Annotated in this window: 18 protein-coding genes; 9 read left to right on the top strand and 9 right to left on the bottom strand. The window is 74.2% G+C overall.

The annotated features are described in order from the left end of the window. Nucleotides 1-196: 196 nt before the first annotated feature. Complete coding sequence (locus tag ACFZBX_RS26145; RefSeq protein ID WP_391536218.1) at nt 197-439, bottom strand: chaplin; 243 nt, start codon at nt 437-439, stop codon at nt 197-199. Nucleotides 440-915: 476 nt separating this feature from the next. On the opposite strand from ACFZBX_RS26145, the gene ACFZBX_RS26140 reads away from it, so the two are divergent. From ACFZBX_RS26140 to ACFZBX_RS26130, 3 genes are all read left to right on the top strand, one after another. Then, nucleotides 916-1,158: a chaplin gene (locus ACFZBX_RS26140; protein ID WP_391536217.1), complete on the top strand. Its 243-nt coding sequence runs from the start codon at nt 916-918 to the stop codon at nt 1,156-1,158. Between the two features lie 111 nt (nt 1,159-1,269). Beyond that, nucleotides 1,270-1,569 carry a chaplin gene (locus ACFZBX_RS26135; protein ID WP_391536216.1) on the top strand — a complete coding sequence of 100 codons (300 nt, stop codon included), beginning with the start codon at nt 1,270-1,272 and terminating at the stop codon, nt 1,567-1,569. 118 nt (nt 1,570-1,687) lie between these two features. Further along, nucleotides 1,688-2,062 (top strand): hypothetical protein, encoded by a 375-nt coding sequence (locus ACFZBX_RS26130; RefSeq protein ID WP_391536215.1) that lies wholly within the window; start codon nt 1,688-1,690, stop codon nt 2,060-2,062. Nucleotides 2,063-2,134: 72 nt separating this feature from the next. Here ACFZBX_RS26130 and ACFZBX_RS26125 read toward each other — a convergent pair whose 3' ends face one another. Then, nucleotides 2,135-2,791, bottom strand: a complete 657-nt coding sequence (locus ACFZBX_RS26125; RefSeq protein ID WP_391536214.1) for a hypothetical protein — start codon at nt 2,789-2,791, stop codon at nt 2,135-2,137. Nucleotides 2,792-3,102: 311 nt separating this feature from the next. Here ACFZBX_RS26125 and ACFZBX_RS26120 point away from each other — a divergent pair, with 311 nt between their 5' ends. From ACFZBX_RS26120 to ACFZBX_RS26110, 3 genes are all read left to right on the top strand, one after another. After that, nucleotides 3,103-3,447, top strand: coding sequence for a rodlet layer protein (locus tag ACFZBX_RS26120; protein WP_380764561.1), 345 nt, complete (start codon nt 3,103-3,105; stop codon nt 3,445-3,447). 84 nt (nt 3,448-3,531) lie between these two features. Further along, nucleotides 3,532-3,876 carry a rodlet layer protein gene (locus ACFZBX_RS26115; protein WP_380764560.1) on the top strand — a complete coding sequence of 115 codons (345 nt, stop codon included), beginning with the start codon at nt 3,532-3,534 and terminating at the stop codon, nt 3,874-3,876. A 127-nt stretch (nt 3,877-4,003) separates the two neighbouring features. Continuing rightward, nucleotides 4,004-4,270 (top strand): hypothetical protein, encoded by a 267-nt coding sequence (locus ACFZBX_RS26110; RefSeq protein ID WP_391536213.1) that lies wholly within the window; start codon nt 4,004-4,006, stop codon nt 4,268-4,270. 66 nt (nt 4,271-4,336) lie between these two features. On the opposite strand, the gene hemB is transcribed toward ACFZBX_RS26110, so the two are convergent. The 7 genes from hemB to ACFZBX_RS26075 form a co-directional block, all read right to left on the bottom strand. Then, nucleotides 4,337-5,317: a porphobilinogen synthase gene (hemB, locus tag ACFZBX_RS26105; RefSeq protein WP_391536212.1), complete on the bottom strand. Its 981-nt coding sequence runs from the start codon at nt 5,315-5,317 to the stop codon at nt 4,337-4,339. A 65-nt stretch (nt 5,318-5,382) separates the two neighbouring features. Next, nucleotides 5,383-7,053, bottom strand: a complete 1,671-nt coding sequence (locus ACFZBX_RS26100) for a uroporphyrinogen-III synthase (RefSeq protein ID WP_391536211.1) — start codon at nt 7,051-7,053, stop codon at nt 5,383-5,385. Continuing rightward, nucleotides 7,050-8,063 (bottom strand): hydroxymethylbilane synthase, encoded by a 1,014-nt coding sequence (hemC, locus tag ACFZBX_RS26095; RefSeq protein WP_391536210.1) that lies wholly within the window; start codon nt 8,061-8,063, stop codon nt 7,050-7,052. Before hemC ends, ACFZBX_RS26100 begins: the two co-directional genes overlap by 4 nt. Nucleotides 8,064-8,104: 41 nt before the next feature. Further along, nucleotides 8,105-9,442, bottom strand: a complete 1,338-nt coding sequence (locus ACFZBX_RS26090; RefSeq protein ID WP_391536209.1) for a glutamyl-tRNA reductase — start codon at nt 9,440-9,442, stop codon at nt 8,105-8,107. A 31-nt stretch (nt 9,443-9,473) separates the two neighbouring features. Continuing rightward, nucleotides 9,474-10,361, bottom strand: a complete 888-nt coding sequence (locus ACFZBX_RS26085; protein ID WP_391536208.1) for a redox-sensing transcriptional repressor Rex — start codon at nt 10,359-10,361, stop codon at nt 9,474-9,476. A 101-nt stretch (nt 10,362-10,462) separates the two neighbouring features. Continuing rightward, nucleotides 10,463-11,242 carry an exonuclease domain-containing protein gene (locus ACFZBX_RS26080; RefSeq protein WP_391536207.1) on the bottom strand — a complete coding sequence of 260 codons (780 nt, stop codon included), beginning with the start codon at nt 11,240-11,242 and terminating at the stop codon, nt 10,463-10,465. Between the two features lie 164 nt (nt 11,243-11,406). Then, nucleotides 11,407-11,685, bottom strand: coding sequence for a glutaredoxin family protein (locus tag ACFZBX_RS26075; RefSeq protein ID WP_380763157.1), 279 nt, complete (start codon nt 11,683-11,685; stop codon nt 11,407-11,409). Between the two features lie 118 nt (nt 11,686-11,803). Here ACFZBX_RS26075 and ACFZBX_RS26070 point away from each other — a divergent pair, with 118 nt between their 5' ends. From ACFZBX_RS26070 to ACFZBX_RS26060, 3 genes are all read left to right on the top strand, one after another. Continuing rightward, entirely contained in the window at nt 11,804-12,805 is a 1,002-nt protein-coding gene (locus ACFZBX_RS26070) for an HAD family hydrolase (protein WP_391536206.1), read from the top strand. A gap of 525 nt (nt 12,806-13,330) precedes the next feature. Next, complete coding sequence (locus ACFZBX_RS26065) at nt 13,331-14,152, top strand: ECF subfamily RNA polymerase sigma factor, BldN family (RefSeq protein WP_391536251.1); 822 nt, start codon at nt 13,331-13,333, stop codon at nt 14,150-14,152. 325 nt (nt 14,153-14,477) lie between these two features. Beyond that, complete coding sequence (locus tag ACFZBX_RS26060) at nt 14,478-15,830, top strand: DUF5667 domain-containing protein (protein ID WP_391536205.1); 1,353 nt, start codon at nt 14,478-14,480, stop codon at nt 15,828-15,830. Nucleotides 15,831-15,882 lie beyond the last annotated feature (52 nt).

Below are 15,882 nucleotides of genomic sequence, written 5' to 3'. Positions count from 1 at the left end.
TGACCGGCGCGCCGACCGACACCGCGACGCCGGCCGAGCCTACGACACCGTCCTCGGTGGACGGACGGGCAGCCCGCCGGCGGACGGGCCAGGTCACCGGGCCGGCGGCGGCCCCGGGAACGCCGAGAGCCGCCACCCCGCGCCCCAGGAGGGAAGCACGGAAGCGGCGGCTCGCACCGGCCGGACCGGCGGCCGGTCAGCCGGCGTTGACGCAGGTGTTGCCGAAGGCCGGGTTCAGGATGCCGATGAGGACGTTGATGGTGTTGCCGCAGGCGTTGACCGGGACGTGCACCGGGACCTGGATCTGGTTGCCGGAGACGACACCGGGGGAGTTGGCGGCGACGCCCTGCGCGCCGGAGCTGGCCAGCGCGGTGCCGGCACCGGCGGCGACGATGCCGACCACAGCGGCGCCGACGGCGGCCGTCTTCTTGATGCTCATGGGAGCCTCCTGACTGTTCGACAGAGATGCACGGGGAGTGCGACATCTCCAACGAGACCCGCTCCGGCCGGTTGCGAGGGCACCCCCACTGTCACCCGACCGGAGGAACGGCGCTCCCGGGCCCGGCAATCGGGTGACACCCGCATCCGACCGTTTCCCCCGGCACCCTGCCTCGTTCTCCAGTCGGAACACGCTCCACCCGCCCCGCTACGACGAGGAGATCCGCCGCCGGTCCAAACCCGTCCGGAATTCTCCCGGTCGCGCGTCGATCCGAATGCTTCCCGGCCGTGCGGGAATTGTTCGCGGCGCACGGTGCCGCGGCGGCCGCTCATCGCCCGAGCCATGGGCGACACGCGCCATCTGGGCCGCCCGAGTGACAATCACGGCATTCCCAGAAGCCAACGGGCCAGGATTTCCCCGCGCCCGGCTCCCGACTATTTCCACAGACGGTCGGGAAGAATACGGAGGAAGAACACATGCGCAACGTCAAGAAGACCGCCGTCCTGTCTCTCGCCACCGCCGGCCTGGTGGTCGGCGCGGCCGGCGGCGCGTTCGCCAGCGCCGGTGCCGAGGGCGTCGCCGCCAACTCGCCCGGTGTCATCTCCGGCAACCAGCTCCAGGTGCCGATCCACGTGCCGATCAACCTGTGCGGCAACACCATCAACATCATCGCGCTGCTGAACCCGGCGTTCGGCAACACCTGCATCAACGCCGACTGAACCGGTGGCCGCCGAGCCGGCGGCCACGGCTCCACCGCACTCGTGCCGCACCCCGCCACCGGGCGGGGTGCGGCCCGTTCAATCCGTGTGTGATCGAGGAGATCAACCCCCATGCAGAACGTGAAGAAGGCCGTCGTCCTCACCGCCGCCGCCGCCGGCCTCGTGCTGGGTGCGGCGGGCGGTGCCGCCGCCAGCGCCGGCGCCGAGGGCGTCGCCGCCAACTCCCCCGGTGTCATCTCCGGCAACCAGCTCCAGATCCCGGTGCACATCCCGGTCAACCTGTGCGGCAACTCCATCAACATCGTCGGCCTGCTGAACCCGGCGTTCGGCAACACCTGCATCAACGCGGACGCCCCGAAGCAGGAGCACGAGCACGAGGTGCACGAGCACCACGACGAGGAAGACTGCTGATCCTGATCGGCACGCGTTCCGCCCGCACTGCCTCCCGGCCCGCCGGCCGGGGGGCGGTTCGGCGTACCCGGGCGCGTTCCGGTCGCCCGGGGACCCCCTCCCCCGAAGGTGAACACGCATGGTTGTGAAGAAGAGCGGGGCCGGCCTCGTCGCCGCCCTGGGCGCCGCGGTGCTGCTCGGCGGCGCGGGCGCGGGCGCGGCGCACGCGGCCCCGACCGCCGGCGGCGCCGCCCTCACCAAGACCGACCTCGCCCAGGCGCTCACCGGCGCCACCACCGGCATCGGCTACGGCATCGCGCCGTTCAAGGACCTGCGGCTGGACCCGTGGGCCAACTCCTCGGCCGATGTGCTGAACAACGGCGCGACCGTCCAGCCGGAGGGCTCCGGCCTGGCGCCGATCGGCACCGACCTCCTGACCGGCCCGCTCAGCGCCGGCGGCGGTCCCCGTGACCTGCCGCTGGTCGGCGGGCTGCTCGGGGCGCTGCCCGGCTGAGCCGCCGCCGCACGCGCGAGAGCCCGGCACCCGCCGACGACGGGGTGCCGGGCTTCGTGCCGCACGGACGGGCTAGAGGTGCGTCAGGCCGGCCAGGCCGGTCTCACCGACGACGCCGGTGGTGGTGGCGGTCGCGGTGGTGGCCAGGTTGCCCACCGAGTCGGTCACCGAGATCCGCTCGTCCTCGTTGCCCAGGGATGCCTTGGCGCCGGGCACGGCCTGGATGGCGCCGGTCACCAGCCTCGGGTCGAGCTCGCCCAGCTTGAGCCGGCCGTCGGCCAGCTGGCCGGTGCCGTCCTCGACCAGCGAGAGCGGCTTGCCGAGGCCGACCGCGGGCGTGGAGGCGTTCAGCGGCGCGGCGGGGGCGTCCAGCAGCAGCTCACCGAGGTCGGCGCTGTCGTCGAGCAGTGGCAGCGGCAGCTCGGCCTTGGCGGTCGGGCCGACCTTGCCGATGCCGAGCGCGGGCACGATGCGCTCCGGGATCAGCGCGTCGCCCGTGGCGTGGGTGGGCGCCGGCGGCATCAGCAGCGAGGTCGGGATGGCGCCGGAGATCCGGCTGTCCAGCGGCGCCAGCGGGATGTCCACCGGGACCTGCTGGGTGGCCAGCTGGTCCTCCAGCGCCCCGACCTGATCGGGGCCGACCGGGGCTGCGGACGCCGCCCCCTGGGAGGCGAGCACGCCCGCACCGACCGCCAGCAGCATCGCGCCGGCCCGCTTGGAGAACCTCATGCTTTTCACCGTTCCACCTGTCCGTACGGGAGATCCAATGGGGAGGCGGCCGCGCGGGCGCGGCCGAAAGCAACGGGCTCAACGAGCGACCGGCGTTCCCGATGGCACCGGTTAACCGATTCGGGTTAATAATCCCACCGGAATCCATTGACCGCCGCGCCTCCCGGACTCTTTTCCAAAATCCCCGTAACCTTCCGTGCCGTGATTCTTTGATCTGAACGTCAGTGACCGCAGACCGGGTCTGAGCGTTGAACGCGTCGTACGCACGGAAACCGCACGGAAACCGAGCTCTTTCAGAGAGGGATCTCCTCATGATCCAGAAGTCCTTCGCCGCCGCCGGCCTGGCCGCCGCCGCGCTGGCCGCCGCCGCCGCGCCGGCCTCGGCCATCGCCGACGCGGACGGCGCCGCGGGGTCGTTCCAGGGCAACGGCGGCACCAACTTCACCGGCACCGTCGGCGACCACAGCCCGAACTTCCACTTCCTGGACAACGCGAACATCTGCCTGCCCGAGATCCACAACATCGCCGTCGGTGTGGCCGGCATCGCCGTCCCGATCGAGGTCCCGATCGCCAACAGCGGTGGCAAGCAGTACTGCACCCAGGGCCAGGGCACCCAGAGCCACGGCGACGCGGGCATCTCGCACCTGATCGGCTGACCAGCCCGTCCCGGCAGCGTCACCCTCCCGAACCGACCACCCTTCGAATCGCTCCCCGATTCACCCCCCGAGAGGAACACCGAAATGATCAAGAAGTCCCTCGCCGCCGCGGGTCTGGCCGCCGCCGCCATCGCGATGTCCGCCGGTTCGGCCGGTGCCATCGCCGACTCGGACGGCTCGGCCGTCTCGGTCCAGGGCAACGGCGGCACCAACCACACCGGCACCGCCGGCGACCACAGCCCGAACTTCCACACCCTGGACAACCCGAACATCTGCCTGCCGGAGATCCACAACGTGGCGGTCGGCGTCCTCGGCCTGGCCGTGCCGATCGAGGTTCCGGTCCTCAACAGCACCCCGAAGCAGATCTGCAACGTCGGTCAGAACACCCAGTCCTCGGGCGACGCGGGTGTCTCGCACCTGATCGGCTGATCCAGCCGCACGGCGCAACGCGGAGGGCCCGGGGACGTCTGGTCCCCGGGCCCTCCGGGCGTCCGGGCGGAAACACCCCCACAGGCAGGGCGCCCGCCCCGGGCGCCCCGGAAGAAAGGGCAGATCCATGAAGAGCACGCTGGGCAAGATCACCCTGGTCACCGTCGGCGCGCTGGCGCTGGCCGGCCTCGCCGCCCCGGCGGCGTCCGCGCACGTCGGTGTCGCCGGCGGCGGCGGGTTCGTCGCCTCCGCCGACCCGGTCTTCGCGGCCGGCGGGGGCGGGGGCGTCGCCCACACCTCGAACATCGCGGCCGGTGAGTTCGGCGGCGGCGGCGCGACCTCCACCACCCTCTTCGGCGGTGGCGGGGGCTTCGCCCACATCGGCGACTGGTAGGACGCAAGGACGAAGGCCGGGCCCTCCCGTCGGGGGCCCGGCCTTCGGCGTGCGTACGTGCGTGCGCTACTTGAGCATCGCGGCGGCCTCGACGGCCCAGTAGGTGAGGATCTGCTCGGCACCGGCCCGGCGGATCGACGTGAGGGTCTCCAGGATGGTGCGCTCCCGCTCGATCCAGCCGTTGGCGGCGGCGGCCTCCACCATCGCGTACTCACCGGAGATCTGGTACGCGGACACCGGTACCGGGGAGGCGTCGGCGACCTGCCGCAGGACGTCCAGGTAGAGCATCGCGGGCTTGACCATCACCATGTCGGCGCCCTCGGCGAGGTCCAGCTCCAGCTCGCGCAGCGCCTCGCGGGCGTTCGCCGGATCCTGCTGGTAGGTCTTGCGGTCGCCCGTGAGCGAGGAGTTGACGGCCTCGCGGAACGGGCCGTACAGCGCGGAGGCGTACTTGGCGGTGTAGGCGAGGATCGCCACGCCCTGGTGCCCCGCCTCGTCCAGCGCCCGGCGGATCACGGCGATCTGGCCGTCCATCATGCCCGAGGGGCCGACCATGTGGACGCCGGCCTCGGCCTGGACCACCGCCATCTCGGCGTAGCGCGCCAGGGTGGCGTCGTTGTCCACGCCGCCGTCCCCGGCCAGCACGCCGCAGTGGCCGTGGTCGGTGAACTCGTCCAGGCAGAGGTCCGACATGACCACGAGCCGGTCGCCGACCTCCGCGACCACGTCACGGATGGCCTGCTGGAGGATGCCCTCCGGGTTGGTGCCCTCGGAGCCGACCGCGTCCTTCACCTCGGGCAGGCCGAACAGCATGATGCCGCCCACCCCCGCCTCGGCGGCCTCCACCGCGGCCTTCCGCAGGCTGTCCCGGGTGTGCTGGACCACGCCGGGCATCGAGGAGATCGGCTTCGGCTCGGTGATGCCCTCGCGGACGAAGGCGGGGAGGATCAGTTCCGCCGGGTGCAGCCGGGTCTCGGCGACCAGCCGGCGGACCGCCGGGGTCGAGCGGAGCCGGCGCGGGCGGACGTACGGGAATTCAGCGGACACGGCTTCTCTCTCCGGACGATGGTGCGGTGCCGAGGGCGGCGGTCGGGCCGCCCCCGGTCTCTACGTCAGCGCGCGGCCTTGCGGCGCGAGCCGGGACGGCGCTCACTGGGGCGGTACACCGGCTCGCCCGCGGCGGTCGCGGTGTCCCGGCGCTTGGCCCCGAAGTCCGCCAGCGCCTGGGCCAGCGCGGCCGCCGACGGCGCCGGGGCCATCACGTCGACCCGCAGGCCGTGCTCCTCGGCGGTCTTGGCGGTGGCCGGGCCGATGCAGGCGATGACGGTCACGTTGTGCGGCTTGCCCGCGATGCCGACCAGGTTCCGCACGGTCGAGGACGAGGTGAACAGCACCGCGTCGAAACCGCCGCCCTTGATCGCCTCACGGGTCTCGGCCGGCGGCGGCGAGGCGCGCACCGTCCGGTACGCCGTCACGTCGTCGACCTCCCAGCCCAGCTCGACCAGGCCGGCCACCAGGGTCTCGGTGGCGATGTCGGCGCGCGGCAGCAGCACCCGGTCGATCGGGTCGAACACCGGGTCGTACGGCGGCCAGTCCTCCAGCAGCCCGGCCGCGGACTGCTCGCCGGACGGCACCAGGTCCGGCTTCACGCCGAAGTCCACCAGCGCCTGCGCGGTGGTCTCGCCGACCGCCGCGACCTTGATCCCGGCGAACGCCCGGGCGTCCAGGCCGTACTCCTCGAACTTCTCGCGCACCGCGCGCACCGCGTTCACCGAGGTGAAGGCGATCCACTCGTAGCGGCCGGTGACCAGGCCCTTGATCGCCCGCTCCATCTGCTGCGGGGTGCGCGGCGGCTCGACCGCGATGGTCGGCACCTCCTGCGGCACCGCGCCGTACGAGCGCAGCTGCTCGGAGAGGCCGTGCGCCTGCTCCTTGGTGCGCGGCACCAGCACGTTCCAGCCGAACAGCGGCTTGGTCTCGAACCAGGAGTGCGAGGCGCGGTGGGCGACCTGCTCACCGACCACGGCTATCACCGCGGTGGCCGGGTCCACCGGGGCGGAGACCGGGGAGGGCAGCACCCGGGCGGCCTTGAGGTCCGCCGCGATGGAGGACAGCGTCGCGGTGAAGGTGCGCTGACGGGTGGTGGTCCCGGAGAGCGTGGCGCTCAGCGCCGAGTCCGGCTTGCGGCCGTTGGCGACCAGCGCGTTGGCGGTGGCCGGCAGCTGGCCCAGGGTGGTGCGCACCACCAGGGTGGTCTCCGGCGCGCCCAGGTCCACCGGGGAGCCGGCCAGCAGCGCCGCGGCCTCCACGAAGCGGACGTCGGTACCGGCCGCGCCGCGCAGCGGCACACCCGCGTAGGCGGGCACGCCGACCGACTGGGCGACGCCCGGGATCACCTCGAAGGCGATCCCGGCACCGGCGCAGCCGAGCATCTCCTCGGCCGCGCAGCCGTCCAGGCCCGGGTCGCCGTCGACGGTCCGCACCACGTGCTTGCCGGAGCGCACGGCCTCGGCGACCAGGTGGGCCAGGTCGAACTCCGGCCCCTCGGCGCCCGGGGTGTGCACCTGCACGCCGGTGGGACAGTGGCTGCGCACGGCGGCGGCGGTCAGCGGGTCGGCGACCAGCACGTCGGCGGAGGCCAGCACCTCGACCGCGCGCAGGGTCAGCAGGCCCGGGTCGCCGGGGCCCGCGCCCAGGAAGGTGCAGCGCCCGGCGGACGGGACCGTGCCCCCGAACGGGCTGTCGGCCGGGAACGGGCTGTCGGTGGCGGTGGTGGGGCTCATCGGGCTCGCTCCCCCATCAGGGCGGCCGCGCCCGCGTCGAGCAGCCGTGCGGCCAGCGCGCGGCCGAGGGCCGCCGCCTGCTGCTCGGCGGTCTCGTCGAGGACGATCGGACCGTGGGCGGACATCTTCAGCATGGTGGCGCCGTCGGGGGTGCCGACCACGCCCTCCAGCCGCAGTTCGGTCTGGTGGTTCCAGCCGGCCAGTGCGGCGACCGGCGCGGAGCAGCCGGCCTCCAGGGCACCCAGCAGGGCGCGCTCGGCGGCCACCGCGACCCGGGTGGGGGCATGGTCGAGGGCCGACAGCGCGGCGGCCAGTCCAGTGTTCGCGGTGGTGCACTCGACGGCGAGCGCGCCCTGGCCCGGGGCCGGGATCATCAGCTCGGGGTCGAGGTGCCCGGTGATCTCGGCGGACCGGCCGAGCCGGTTCAGGCCGGCCGTGGCCAGCACCACGGCGTCCAGCTCGCCCGAGGTGACGAAGCCGATCCGGGTGTCCACGTTGCCGCGGATCGCGACGGTCTCCAGCTGGGCACCGTTGGCCCGGGCCCAGGCGTTCAGCTGCGCCATCCGGCGCGGCGAGCCGGTGCCGATCCGGGCCGGGCGGCCGGCGCCGGCCAGCTTCTCGACCAGCTCGTCCAGCGCCAGGCCCTCGCGCGCCACCAGGGCGTCACGGCTGTCCTCGCGCTGCGGGACCGCCGCCAGCACCAGGCCCTCGGGCTCGGCGGTCGGCAGGTCCTTGAGGGAGTGCACGGCGAAGTCGATCCGGCCCTCCAGCAGCGCGTCGCGCAGCGCGGAGACGAACACCCCGGTGCCGCCGATCTGGGCCAGCGCCTCGCGGGAGGTGTCGCCGTAGGTGGTGATCTCCACCAGCTCGACGGGGCGCCCGGTGACGCGGGTCACCTCACGGGCGACCATGCCCGACTGGGCCATGGCGAGCGCGCTGCGCCGGGTGCCGAGCCGCAGGGGTGCCGCGGTGGCGTCCGGCGTCCGGCCGGTGAGCGGTTGACCATTCATGAGGTGATCGTCCCGGTGGTACTCGTGGGATGGCTGACGGTTCATCCGGCGCCCCCGCCCGCAGGCTGCTGGGCGCCGATCGGAGTGCCCGAAACCGCGTGCACGGCGGCCGGGTCGAGGTCGAAGAGTTCGCGCAGGGCCTCCGCGTAGGAGGCGCCGCCGGGCTCGGCGGCCAACTGCTTCACCCGCACGGTGGGCGCGTGCAGCAGCTTGTCGACCACCCGGCGGACGGTCTGGCCGATCTCGGCGCGCGAGCGCTCGTCCAGTCCGGGCAGCCGGGAGTCCAGGCGGCCCAGTTCGGCGGCGACCACCTCGGAGGCCATCGCGCGCAGCGCCACCACGGTCGGGGCGATCCGCGCGGCCCGCTGGGCGGCGCCGAAGGCGGTGACCTCCTCGGAGACGATGCCGGAGACGGCGTCGACGTCGCCCGCGCCGGGGGTGGCGGCGTGGGCGTGCGAGAGGCTCTCCAGGTCGACCAGCAGCGCGCCGGGCAGCTCGTGCACGGCGTGGTCGACGTCGCGCGGCATGGCGAGGTCGAGCAGGGCGAGCGGGGTCGGGCCGGAGCGCGCGGCGACCGCGGCGGCGACGTCGTCGGCCTTGATCACCACGCCGGCCGCGCCGGTGCAGGAGATCACCAGGTCGACGTCGGCCAGTGCCTCGGGCACCTTGGCCAGCTCCAGGGTGCGGGCGACGTCCGCGCCGAGGATCTCGACCAGCCGCTCGGCACGGGCCGGCGTCCGGTTGGCGATCAGCAGGTCGGTCACGCCCGAGCGGACCAGGGTGGCGGCGGCCAGCGAGCTCATCGAGCCCGCGCCGACCACCAGCGCCCGCTTGCCGGCGATCTCGCCCGCGCCGGCCGCGACCTGCTCCAGGCCGAAGGTCACCAGCGACTGGCCGGCCTTGTCGATGCCGGTCTCGCTGTGCGCGCGCTTGCCGACCCGCAGCGCCTGCTGGAACAGCTCGTTCAGGCCGCGCCCGGCGGTGTGCTCCTCCTGGGCCTTGGCCAGGGCGTCGCGCAGCTGGCCGAGGATCTGGCCCTCGCCGACCACCATCGAGTCCAGGCCGCAGGCCACCGAGAAGAGGTGGTGGACGGCGCGGTCCTCGTAGTGGACGTAGAGGTGCGACGTCAGCTCCTCCAGGTCCACCCCGCTGTGGTGGGCGAGCAGCAGCGACAGCTCGGCGACGCCGGCGTGGAACTTGTCCACGTCGGCGTACAGCTCGATCCGGTTGCAGGTGTTCAGCAGCGCGGCCTCGGCGACGGTCGCGGACGCGGCCGCGTCGTGCAGCAGCCGGGTCGGCACCGCACCGGTCAGCGCGGCGCGCTCCAGCACGCCGACCGGGGCCGTGCGATGGCTCAGCCCTACGACGAGAAGACTCACGCCCGCTCCCTGGTCCCACGAATCTCGGTGCTCATGCCGGCATCACCGCGGACAGCTCGCCCTCGCCGGCCTTGCCGGGCTTGCCCTTCGCCGCCGGGTCCGCGTCCTCCGCCGCCGCGCGCGTCTTTCCGCTGCCCCCCGCCGCCCGGCGGAGCTTGGCGGCGGCGGCGCGGACCGGGCCGGGGGCCCGGTCGAGCACGGACTCGGTGCGGTCCGGCTCGTCGCCGGCCTTGCGCTGCTCGTGGAAGGCGAGGATCTGCAGCTCGATGGAGAGGTCCACCTTGCGCACGTCCACGCCGTCCGGGACGGTCAGCACGGTCGGGGCGAAGTTCAGGATGCTGGTGACGCCGGCCTCGACCAGCCGGTCGCAGACCTGCTGTGCCGCGCCGGGCGGGGTGGTGATGACGCCGATCGAGACGTGCTGGCTCTCCACGATGGACTCCAGTTCGTCCATGTGGCGCACCGGCAGGCCGGCCGCGCTGCTGCCGACCACGGCCGGGTCGGCGTCGAGCAGGGCGGCGACCCGGAAGCCGCGGGAGGCGAAGCCGCCGTAGTTGGCGAGGGCGTGGCCGAGGTTGCCGATGCCGACGATGACGACCGGCCAGTCCTGGGTCAGGCCCAGCTCGCGGGAGATCTGGTAGACGAGGTACTCGACGTCGTAGCCGACGCCGCGGGTGCCGTAGGAGCCCAGGTAGGAGAAGTCCTTGCGGAGCTTGGCGGAGTTCACGCCGGCCGCGGCGGCCAGTTCCTCGGAGGAGACTGTCGGCACCGAGCGCTCGGAGAGCGCGGTGAGCGCTCGCAGGTAGAGGGGCAGCCGGGCGACCGTCGCCTCGGGGATTCCCCGGGCACGCGAAGATCGGCGCGCGGCGCCCGGGTCGGGCGTCTGCGAACTGCTCTGTGGTGATCGGCCGACGGCCACGGCGCTCCTGTGGGTGAAGCTGGGCTTTGGCAGCCAGGCTATGCGTTTGTGAACGTGTGCACAAAGATGGTGTCCGTTTTGTCCCTGCACAGTGACGCGCATCACGCCGTCGACCCCATAGCACCGGCCGGTTTCCCGGCCGCCGCCGGGGGCGGTGCAGCGGGTGGCCTGGGGCCGTACGGAAGGCGGTCCGACAGCTCGCGCGGGGCGGGCACGGGAGCCGGGCGGGCGCCGTCGCGCGTCACCAGCGGAACCGGCTCGCCCGACAGGCGGGAGCGGGCCCGCCCCAGCCGCGGCCACGGCACCCGGGCCGCCTCCCGCAGCGGGTCCGTCCAGTCCCCCGGCGGGCAGGAGGGCGCGTCCAGGCAGTGCCGCAACAGGCCGGCGGTGGCGCGGGCGTCGCCCAGCGCGGTGTGCGCCGCGAACCCTCCGAGACCGGCCGCCTCCACGCAGGCCGTCAGGCCGAACCCGCGGGCCCCGGGCAGGTGGGCGCGGGCCAGCCGCATGGTGCACAGCAGCGGCACCGGCGGCATCGGCACCCCGATCCTGGCGAACTCGCGGTCCAGGAAGGCCTGGTCACAGGTCACGTGATGGCCGACCAGCACCCGGCCGGCCAGCAGCTCCAGCAGCCGCGGCGCGATCTCGCGGAACCGCGGGGCGCCCTCGACGTCCTGCTGCTCGATCCGGTGCACATGGGTCGGGCCGACCGGGCCCAGCGGGTCCAGCAGGGTGCAGAACTCGCCCTCCGGACGGAGCCGCTCGTCCAGCAGCACCACGGCCACCTCGACCACCCGATGCCGCCAGGGGCTGCGGCCGGTCGCCTCCACGTCCACCACGGCGAAGCCCCCGCGAGCGGGCGGCGACGACGGGTCGGGAAGCATGGCGGCACTCCTCGCGTGCTCAGCCCCCCATGGGCGCAAACGAGTTCGATCGTAAGCCGACCGGCGGGAGGCGCCCCAAGCCGAGCACGCGGAATCTTCACAACGATTCGGCGAACCGCCCCCGCCGGACGGCGGGGGGTGGCCTCGGGGTCAGGTCCTCGGGGTCAGGCGCCGAGGGCGGTGCGCAGGCGCTTCTCGTCCACGCGCCAGAAGTCGTGCTGGCGTCCGTCGACCAGGGTGACCGGGATCTGCTCCCAGTAGCGCCGGTAGAGCTCCTCGTCCTGGGTGATGTCCTTCTCCTCGAAGGACGCGCCCAGCTCGGCCGTCACCCGGACGATCACCTCCCGGGCGTCGTCGCACAGGTGGCAGCCGGGCTTGGCCACCAGGGTCACCGTCCGGTCGGCCGGCTTCGGGTTCTTGTCACGTCGCAGCAGTGGACTCACCCCGCCATTGTGCGACGCCCCTACACGGGGACCGGACACGACCGGCCCTCCTCCCGTTCACCCGCCGGGAACGCAGCCGTCACGGCCGCCGCGCAGGTGGCTGGTTATGCTCGATGACATGGCCGTGCTCCGAAGGCTCACCCAGGCAAGGCGTTCCACCAGCTCGCGGACCGCCCTGGCGGGCGAGGCCGCGGCCGAGGCGGCGGAGGCCGCCCTGCGGGCCGCGCCGGAGCCGCCCGCCGAGGAGGAGGCGCAGCCCGCGGAGGCCCGGCCCGGGGAGGCGCATCCGGCCAAGCGCGGCAAGGCGCCCAAGGCCCCCGAGGGCAACCACACGCCCGAGCCGGACGACCCGCGCGCCGCCGCGTTCTTCGACTGCGACAACACCATCCTGCGCGGCGCCGCGATCTTCTACCTCGGTGTCGGCCTCTACCGGCGCGGCTTCCTCAGCCGCCGGGACATCGCCCGGTTCGCCTGGCAGCAGGCCTGGTTCCGGCTGCACGGCGCCGAGGACCCGGAGCACATGGCGGACGCCAAGCACACCGCGCTCGGCGTGGTGGCCGGCAAGCGGACCGCCGATCTGGAGGCGCTCTGCGAGGAGGTCTTCGAGGACGTCATCGCCGACAAGGTGTGGCCGGGCACCCGCGCGCTGGTGCAGATGCACCTGGACGCCGGGCAGCGGGTCTGGCTGGTCACCGCCGCGCCGGTGGAGGTGGCCCGGATCATCGCGGCCCGGCTCGGCATGACCGGCGCGCTCGGCACGGTGGCCGAGGCGCGCGACGGCGCGTACACCGGCCGGCTGGTCGGCGACCTGCTGCACGGCCCGGCCAAGGCGGCCGCCGTGCGTTCGCTGGCCCGGCGCGAGCGGCTCGACCTCGACCGGTGCGCCGCCTACAGCGACTCGGCCAACGACATCCCGATGCTCTCGCTGGTCGGCCACCCGTACGTGGTGAACCCGGACGGCGCGCTGCGGCGGCACGCCCGGGCGCAGGGCTGGCGGGTCCGGGACTTCCGGACCGGCCGGAAGGCGGCCCGGGTGGGCCTGCCGGCGGCGGCCGCGCTCGGTGTGGCGGCGGGCGCGGCGGCGGCCGGGATCGCACTGCACCGCCGGCACCGCGCCTGAGCCGCCCGCCCGGGCGCCGCTCGCCGGGGTGAGCGCGGTCAATCCGCACGCTGACCAGGCCGCTCGTACGGGCGAACTCCCGCGCGTCGCCGGGCCGTCCGGACCCGCCGACCGAACCCGACACCCCGTGACCGGATCTGATCGTTCGCCACCTTGCGAAAGTCGGGGATTATCTGACCCCCGGGCCGGGAAACCGCCCGCCGCACCGCCGAATTGGTCACCTGGCGCACCCGTTCTGTCACGTTGAGCCAGCCCATCGCCGACACGTTCGGTCAGTGTCGGCCGGATTTGCACCCTTCGCGGATCTCAAACGACCACTTCGACCACACGGTGTAGCTGTCATTGCACAAAGCGTTATTCTCTCCTGGATGCACGTCACCCACCCGCCCCAGGCACGACCTGGCGGGACGGACGTGCTCTCCGCGCAGGCGGAGGTGATCCGTCCACAGTTCTGCCTCTGGGAGTCCCGTGTACCCACCCGTCCGGAACGACGCGCCTGCACCCTCCCGCCCGTCGTCCGCGCCCCTGCGCTCCCGCACCGGCCTCCGCGGCCGCCCCGCCGCGCCCCGGCAGATCTCCACCGGCCTGGACCTGCTGCGCACCCTGCTCCGCAGCCGGCTCGCCGTCACCCCCCAACCGGTGCCCGCCGGAGCCGTGTTGGGCCACGGACCCGCCGCCGGCGGCCCGCTGCTGCGCACCACCGCCGCCGGCTCGGCCGGCACCGGCGCCCGCAGCCGCGCCGGCACCACCGGCGGCCGCAGCCGCTCCCGCACCACCACCGGCCCCGGCCACGAGACCGAGCACAACCCGGTCATGGAGCTGGTCGAGCGGGCCCAGGCCGGCGAGAGCGAGGCCTTCGGCCGGCTCTACGACCACTACGCGGACACCGTCTACCGCTACATCTACTACCGGGTCGGCAGCCGGGCCACCGCCGAGGACCTCACCAGCGAGACGTTCCTGCGCGCGCTGCGCCGGATCGGCACGTTCACCTGGCAGGGCCGGGACTTCGGCGCCTGGCTGGTGACCATCGCCCGCAACCTGGTCGCCGACCACTTCAAGTCCAGCCGCTTCCGGCTGGAGGTCACCACCGGCGAGATGCTCGACTCCAACGAGTGCGAGCGCAGCCCCGAGGAGTCGGTGCTGGAGTCGCTCTCCAACGCCGCCCTGCTGGATGCCGTCCGCCGGCTGAACCCGCAGCAGCAGGAGTGCGTCACCCTCCGCTTCCTGCAAGGGCTCTCGGTCGCCGAGACCGCCCGGATCATGGGCAAGAACGAGGGCGCCATCAAGACCCTCCAGTACCGCGCCGTGCGCACGCTGGCCCGCCTGCTCCCGCCCGACGCCCGATGAGCCCACGTGCGATGAGCCCACGTGCGATGAACCGACGTGCGACGAACCGGCGGTCGTCCGGGGCGGGCTCCGGGCACGCCGCGGGAGGGACCGGAGGCGGGCCGTCACCTCACGGGACGGCCCGACACATCCGGGTGAACGGTCGGTCCGATGATCAGCCGTGCGTAACCGACCGCCCGCACCGCTCGTTGGCCAGCGTGCAAGCCTCCACCAGGCGTACGGTCAAGTCGAATTGCGACCTCTCACCCGATGGAGTGGCTTTGGCTTGCCGGGGCAACCGTCCGGCAGGCCGGGGTGTCGACAACGACGAAGGGAGGTGTGGCCCGTGACGGCAAACGTGCTGGAGCACCGGCGCGCGAAGGCCTTCGCCGAGGCGCTGGAGGCCCACCGGGCGGAGCAACGCGCCGCCGACGGTGACGGAACGGCCAACACCGCCGGCGGACACGCCGGTTCGGCCGCGATGGCGGAACTCATCGACACGGTCGGCGCGCTGCGCGCGCTGCCCGCCCCGGAACTCGACCAAGAGGTCCGGACCGTCCAACGAGCCCAGCTGATGGCCGCGTTCGAGCAGGCCATGGCGGGCGGCCTGGGCGCCACCGTGCCACGGCAGCGCCGCCACCGGGGCGTCCGCACCGCACCGCGCGGACGCTGGAGCCGCCGGTTCGCGATCGGCGGGCTGGTCGCCGGCCTCGCCGTCGGCAGCTTCGCCGGCGCCGCGGCCGCCAGCGGCAACGCGCTTCCGGGCGACCCGCTGTACGGCATGAAGCGCGGTCTCGAAGGCCTACGGCTCAACCTGGCGGGCTCCGACAGCGAACGCGGCGAACTGCTCCTGGACAACGCGGCCACCCGCCTCGGCGAGGCGCGGTCCCTGGTCGGCCGGGCCGACTCCGACGGAGCGCTCAGCCCGGGCACCGTCGAGCAGCTCCGCAGGGCCCTGGACGCCATGCACGCCGACGCCCTCAAGGGGCGCGACCTGCTGCGCGCGATCTACCGCAACAACGGCTCGCTCGACCCGATGCGCACCCTGGCCGGCTTCGCCCAGGACGAGGACGGCACCTGGGCCGAGCTCCAGTCCCGGCTCCCGGTCCAGCTCATCCCCCAGGCCCACCTGGTGGACCAGCTCTTCGACGACATAAGCCAGGACGTCGCGCCTCTGCGTCTGGTCCAGCAGCCCGCCAAGAGCGGTGCGCCGGCCGGCGGCGGGGCGGGCGGCGGTACCCACGGTCCTGGCACCGGCGGCTCCGGCGCGCCCTCCGCCGGGACGGCGCCGGGCGGCAACCCGGCGGCCGGCGGCGTGCCGGCCCACGGCGGTGCCACCGGCGGTCCGGCGGGCGGCGCGGCCGACGGGCGTCCGGCCGCCCCGCAGGTCCCGCCCCAGGGCGGCGTCCCCGCCCCGGCGGCCCCCGCCGCACCGGTGCTGCCGCTGCCGAGCGGTACGGCCAATGTCGTCCCGGAGGAGGTCGGCGGGCTGGTCGACGACCTCACCAGCGGGCTCACCGGCGTCAGGCCCTCGCCCAGCGCCGACGCCCCCGCGCCGGCACCGGCGCCGGCGCCGGACCAGTCCCCGGCCGCACCGAGCGAGGCGCCGAGCGCCGGCGGCGCCGCCGCCCAGCAGGGCGTCGAGGTGCCGCCGCTGATCCCGGGCCTGCTGCCGGGTCTGCGGATCCTCGGCGGCTGACCGGCCGGCCGGTGGGAGAACGGAGCGGGCCCCGGCGGACATCTCGTCCGCC

The organism is Kitasatospora sp. NPDC008115, assembly GCF_042957205.1.
Taxonomy (GTDB): domain Bacteria; phylum Actinomycetota; class Actinomycetes; order Streptomycetales; family Streptomycetaceae; genus Kitasatospora.
The sequence above is the reverse complement of the archived record's forward strand: the minus strand, read 5'-3'. Positions and strand labels throughout refer to the sequence as shown.

Coding starts and splice junctions, on each gene's coding strand:
- ACFZBX_RS26135 (WP_391536216.1), top strand. CDS start 1,270: ATGCAGAACGTGAAGAAGGCCGTCGTCCTCACCGCCGCCGCCGCCGGC.
- ACFZBX_RS26115 (WP_380764560.1), top strand. CDS start 3,532: ATGATCAAGAAGTCCCTCGCCGCCGCGGGTCTGGCCGCCGCCGCCATC.
- ACFZBX_RS26070 (WP_391536206.1), top strand. CDS start 11,804: ATGGCCGTGCTCCGAAGGCTCACCCAGGCAAGGCGTTCCACCAGCTCG.
- ACFZBX_RS26100 (WP_391536211.1), bottom strand. CDS start 7,053: ATGAGCCCCACCACCGCCACCGACAGCCCGTTCCCGGCCGACAGCCCG.
- ACFZBX_RS26080 (WP_391536207.1), bottom strand. CDS start 11,242: ATGCTTCCCGACCCGTCGTCGCCGCCCGCTCGCGGGGGCTTCGCCGTG.
- ACFZBX_RS26130 (WP_391536215.1), top strand. CDS start 1,688: ATGGTTGTGAAGAAGAGCGGGGCCGGCCTCGTCGCCGCCCTGGGCGCC.
- ACFZBX_RS26110 (WP_391536213.1), top strand. CDS start 4,004: ATGAAGAGCACGCTGGGCAAGATCACCCTGGTCACCGTCGGCGCGCTG.
- ACFZBX_RS26145 (WP_391536218.1), bottom strand. CDS start 439: ATGAGCATCAAGAAGACGGCCGCCGTCGGCGCCGCTGTGGTCGGCATC.
- ACFZBX_RS26120 (WP_380764561.1), top strand. CDS start 3,103: ATGATCCAGAAGTCCTTCGCCGCCGCCGGCCTGGCCGCCGCCGCGCTG.
- ACFZBX_RS26125 (WP_391536214.1), bottom strand. CDS start 2,791: ATGAGGTTCTCCAAGCGGGCCGGCGCGATGCTGCTGGCGGTCGGTGCG.
- hemC (WP_391536210.1), bottom strand. CDS start 8,063: ATGAATGGTCAACCGCTCACCGGCCGGACGCCGGACGCCACCGCGGCA.
- ACFZBX_RS26140 (WP_391536217.1), top strand. CDS start 916: ATGCGCAACGTCAAGAAGACCGCCGTCCTGTCTCTCGCCACCGCCGGC.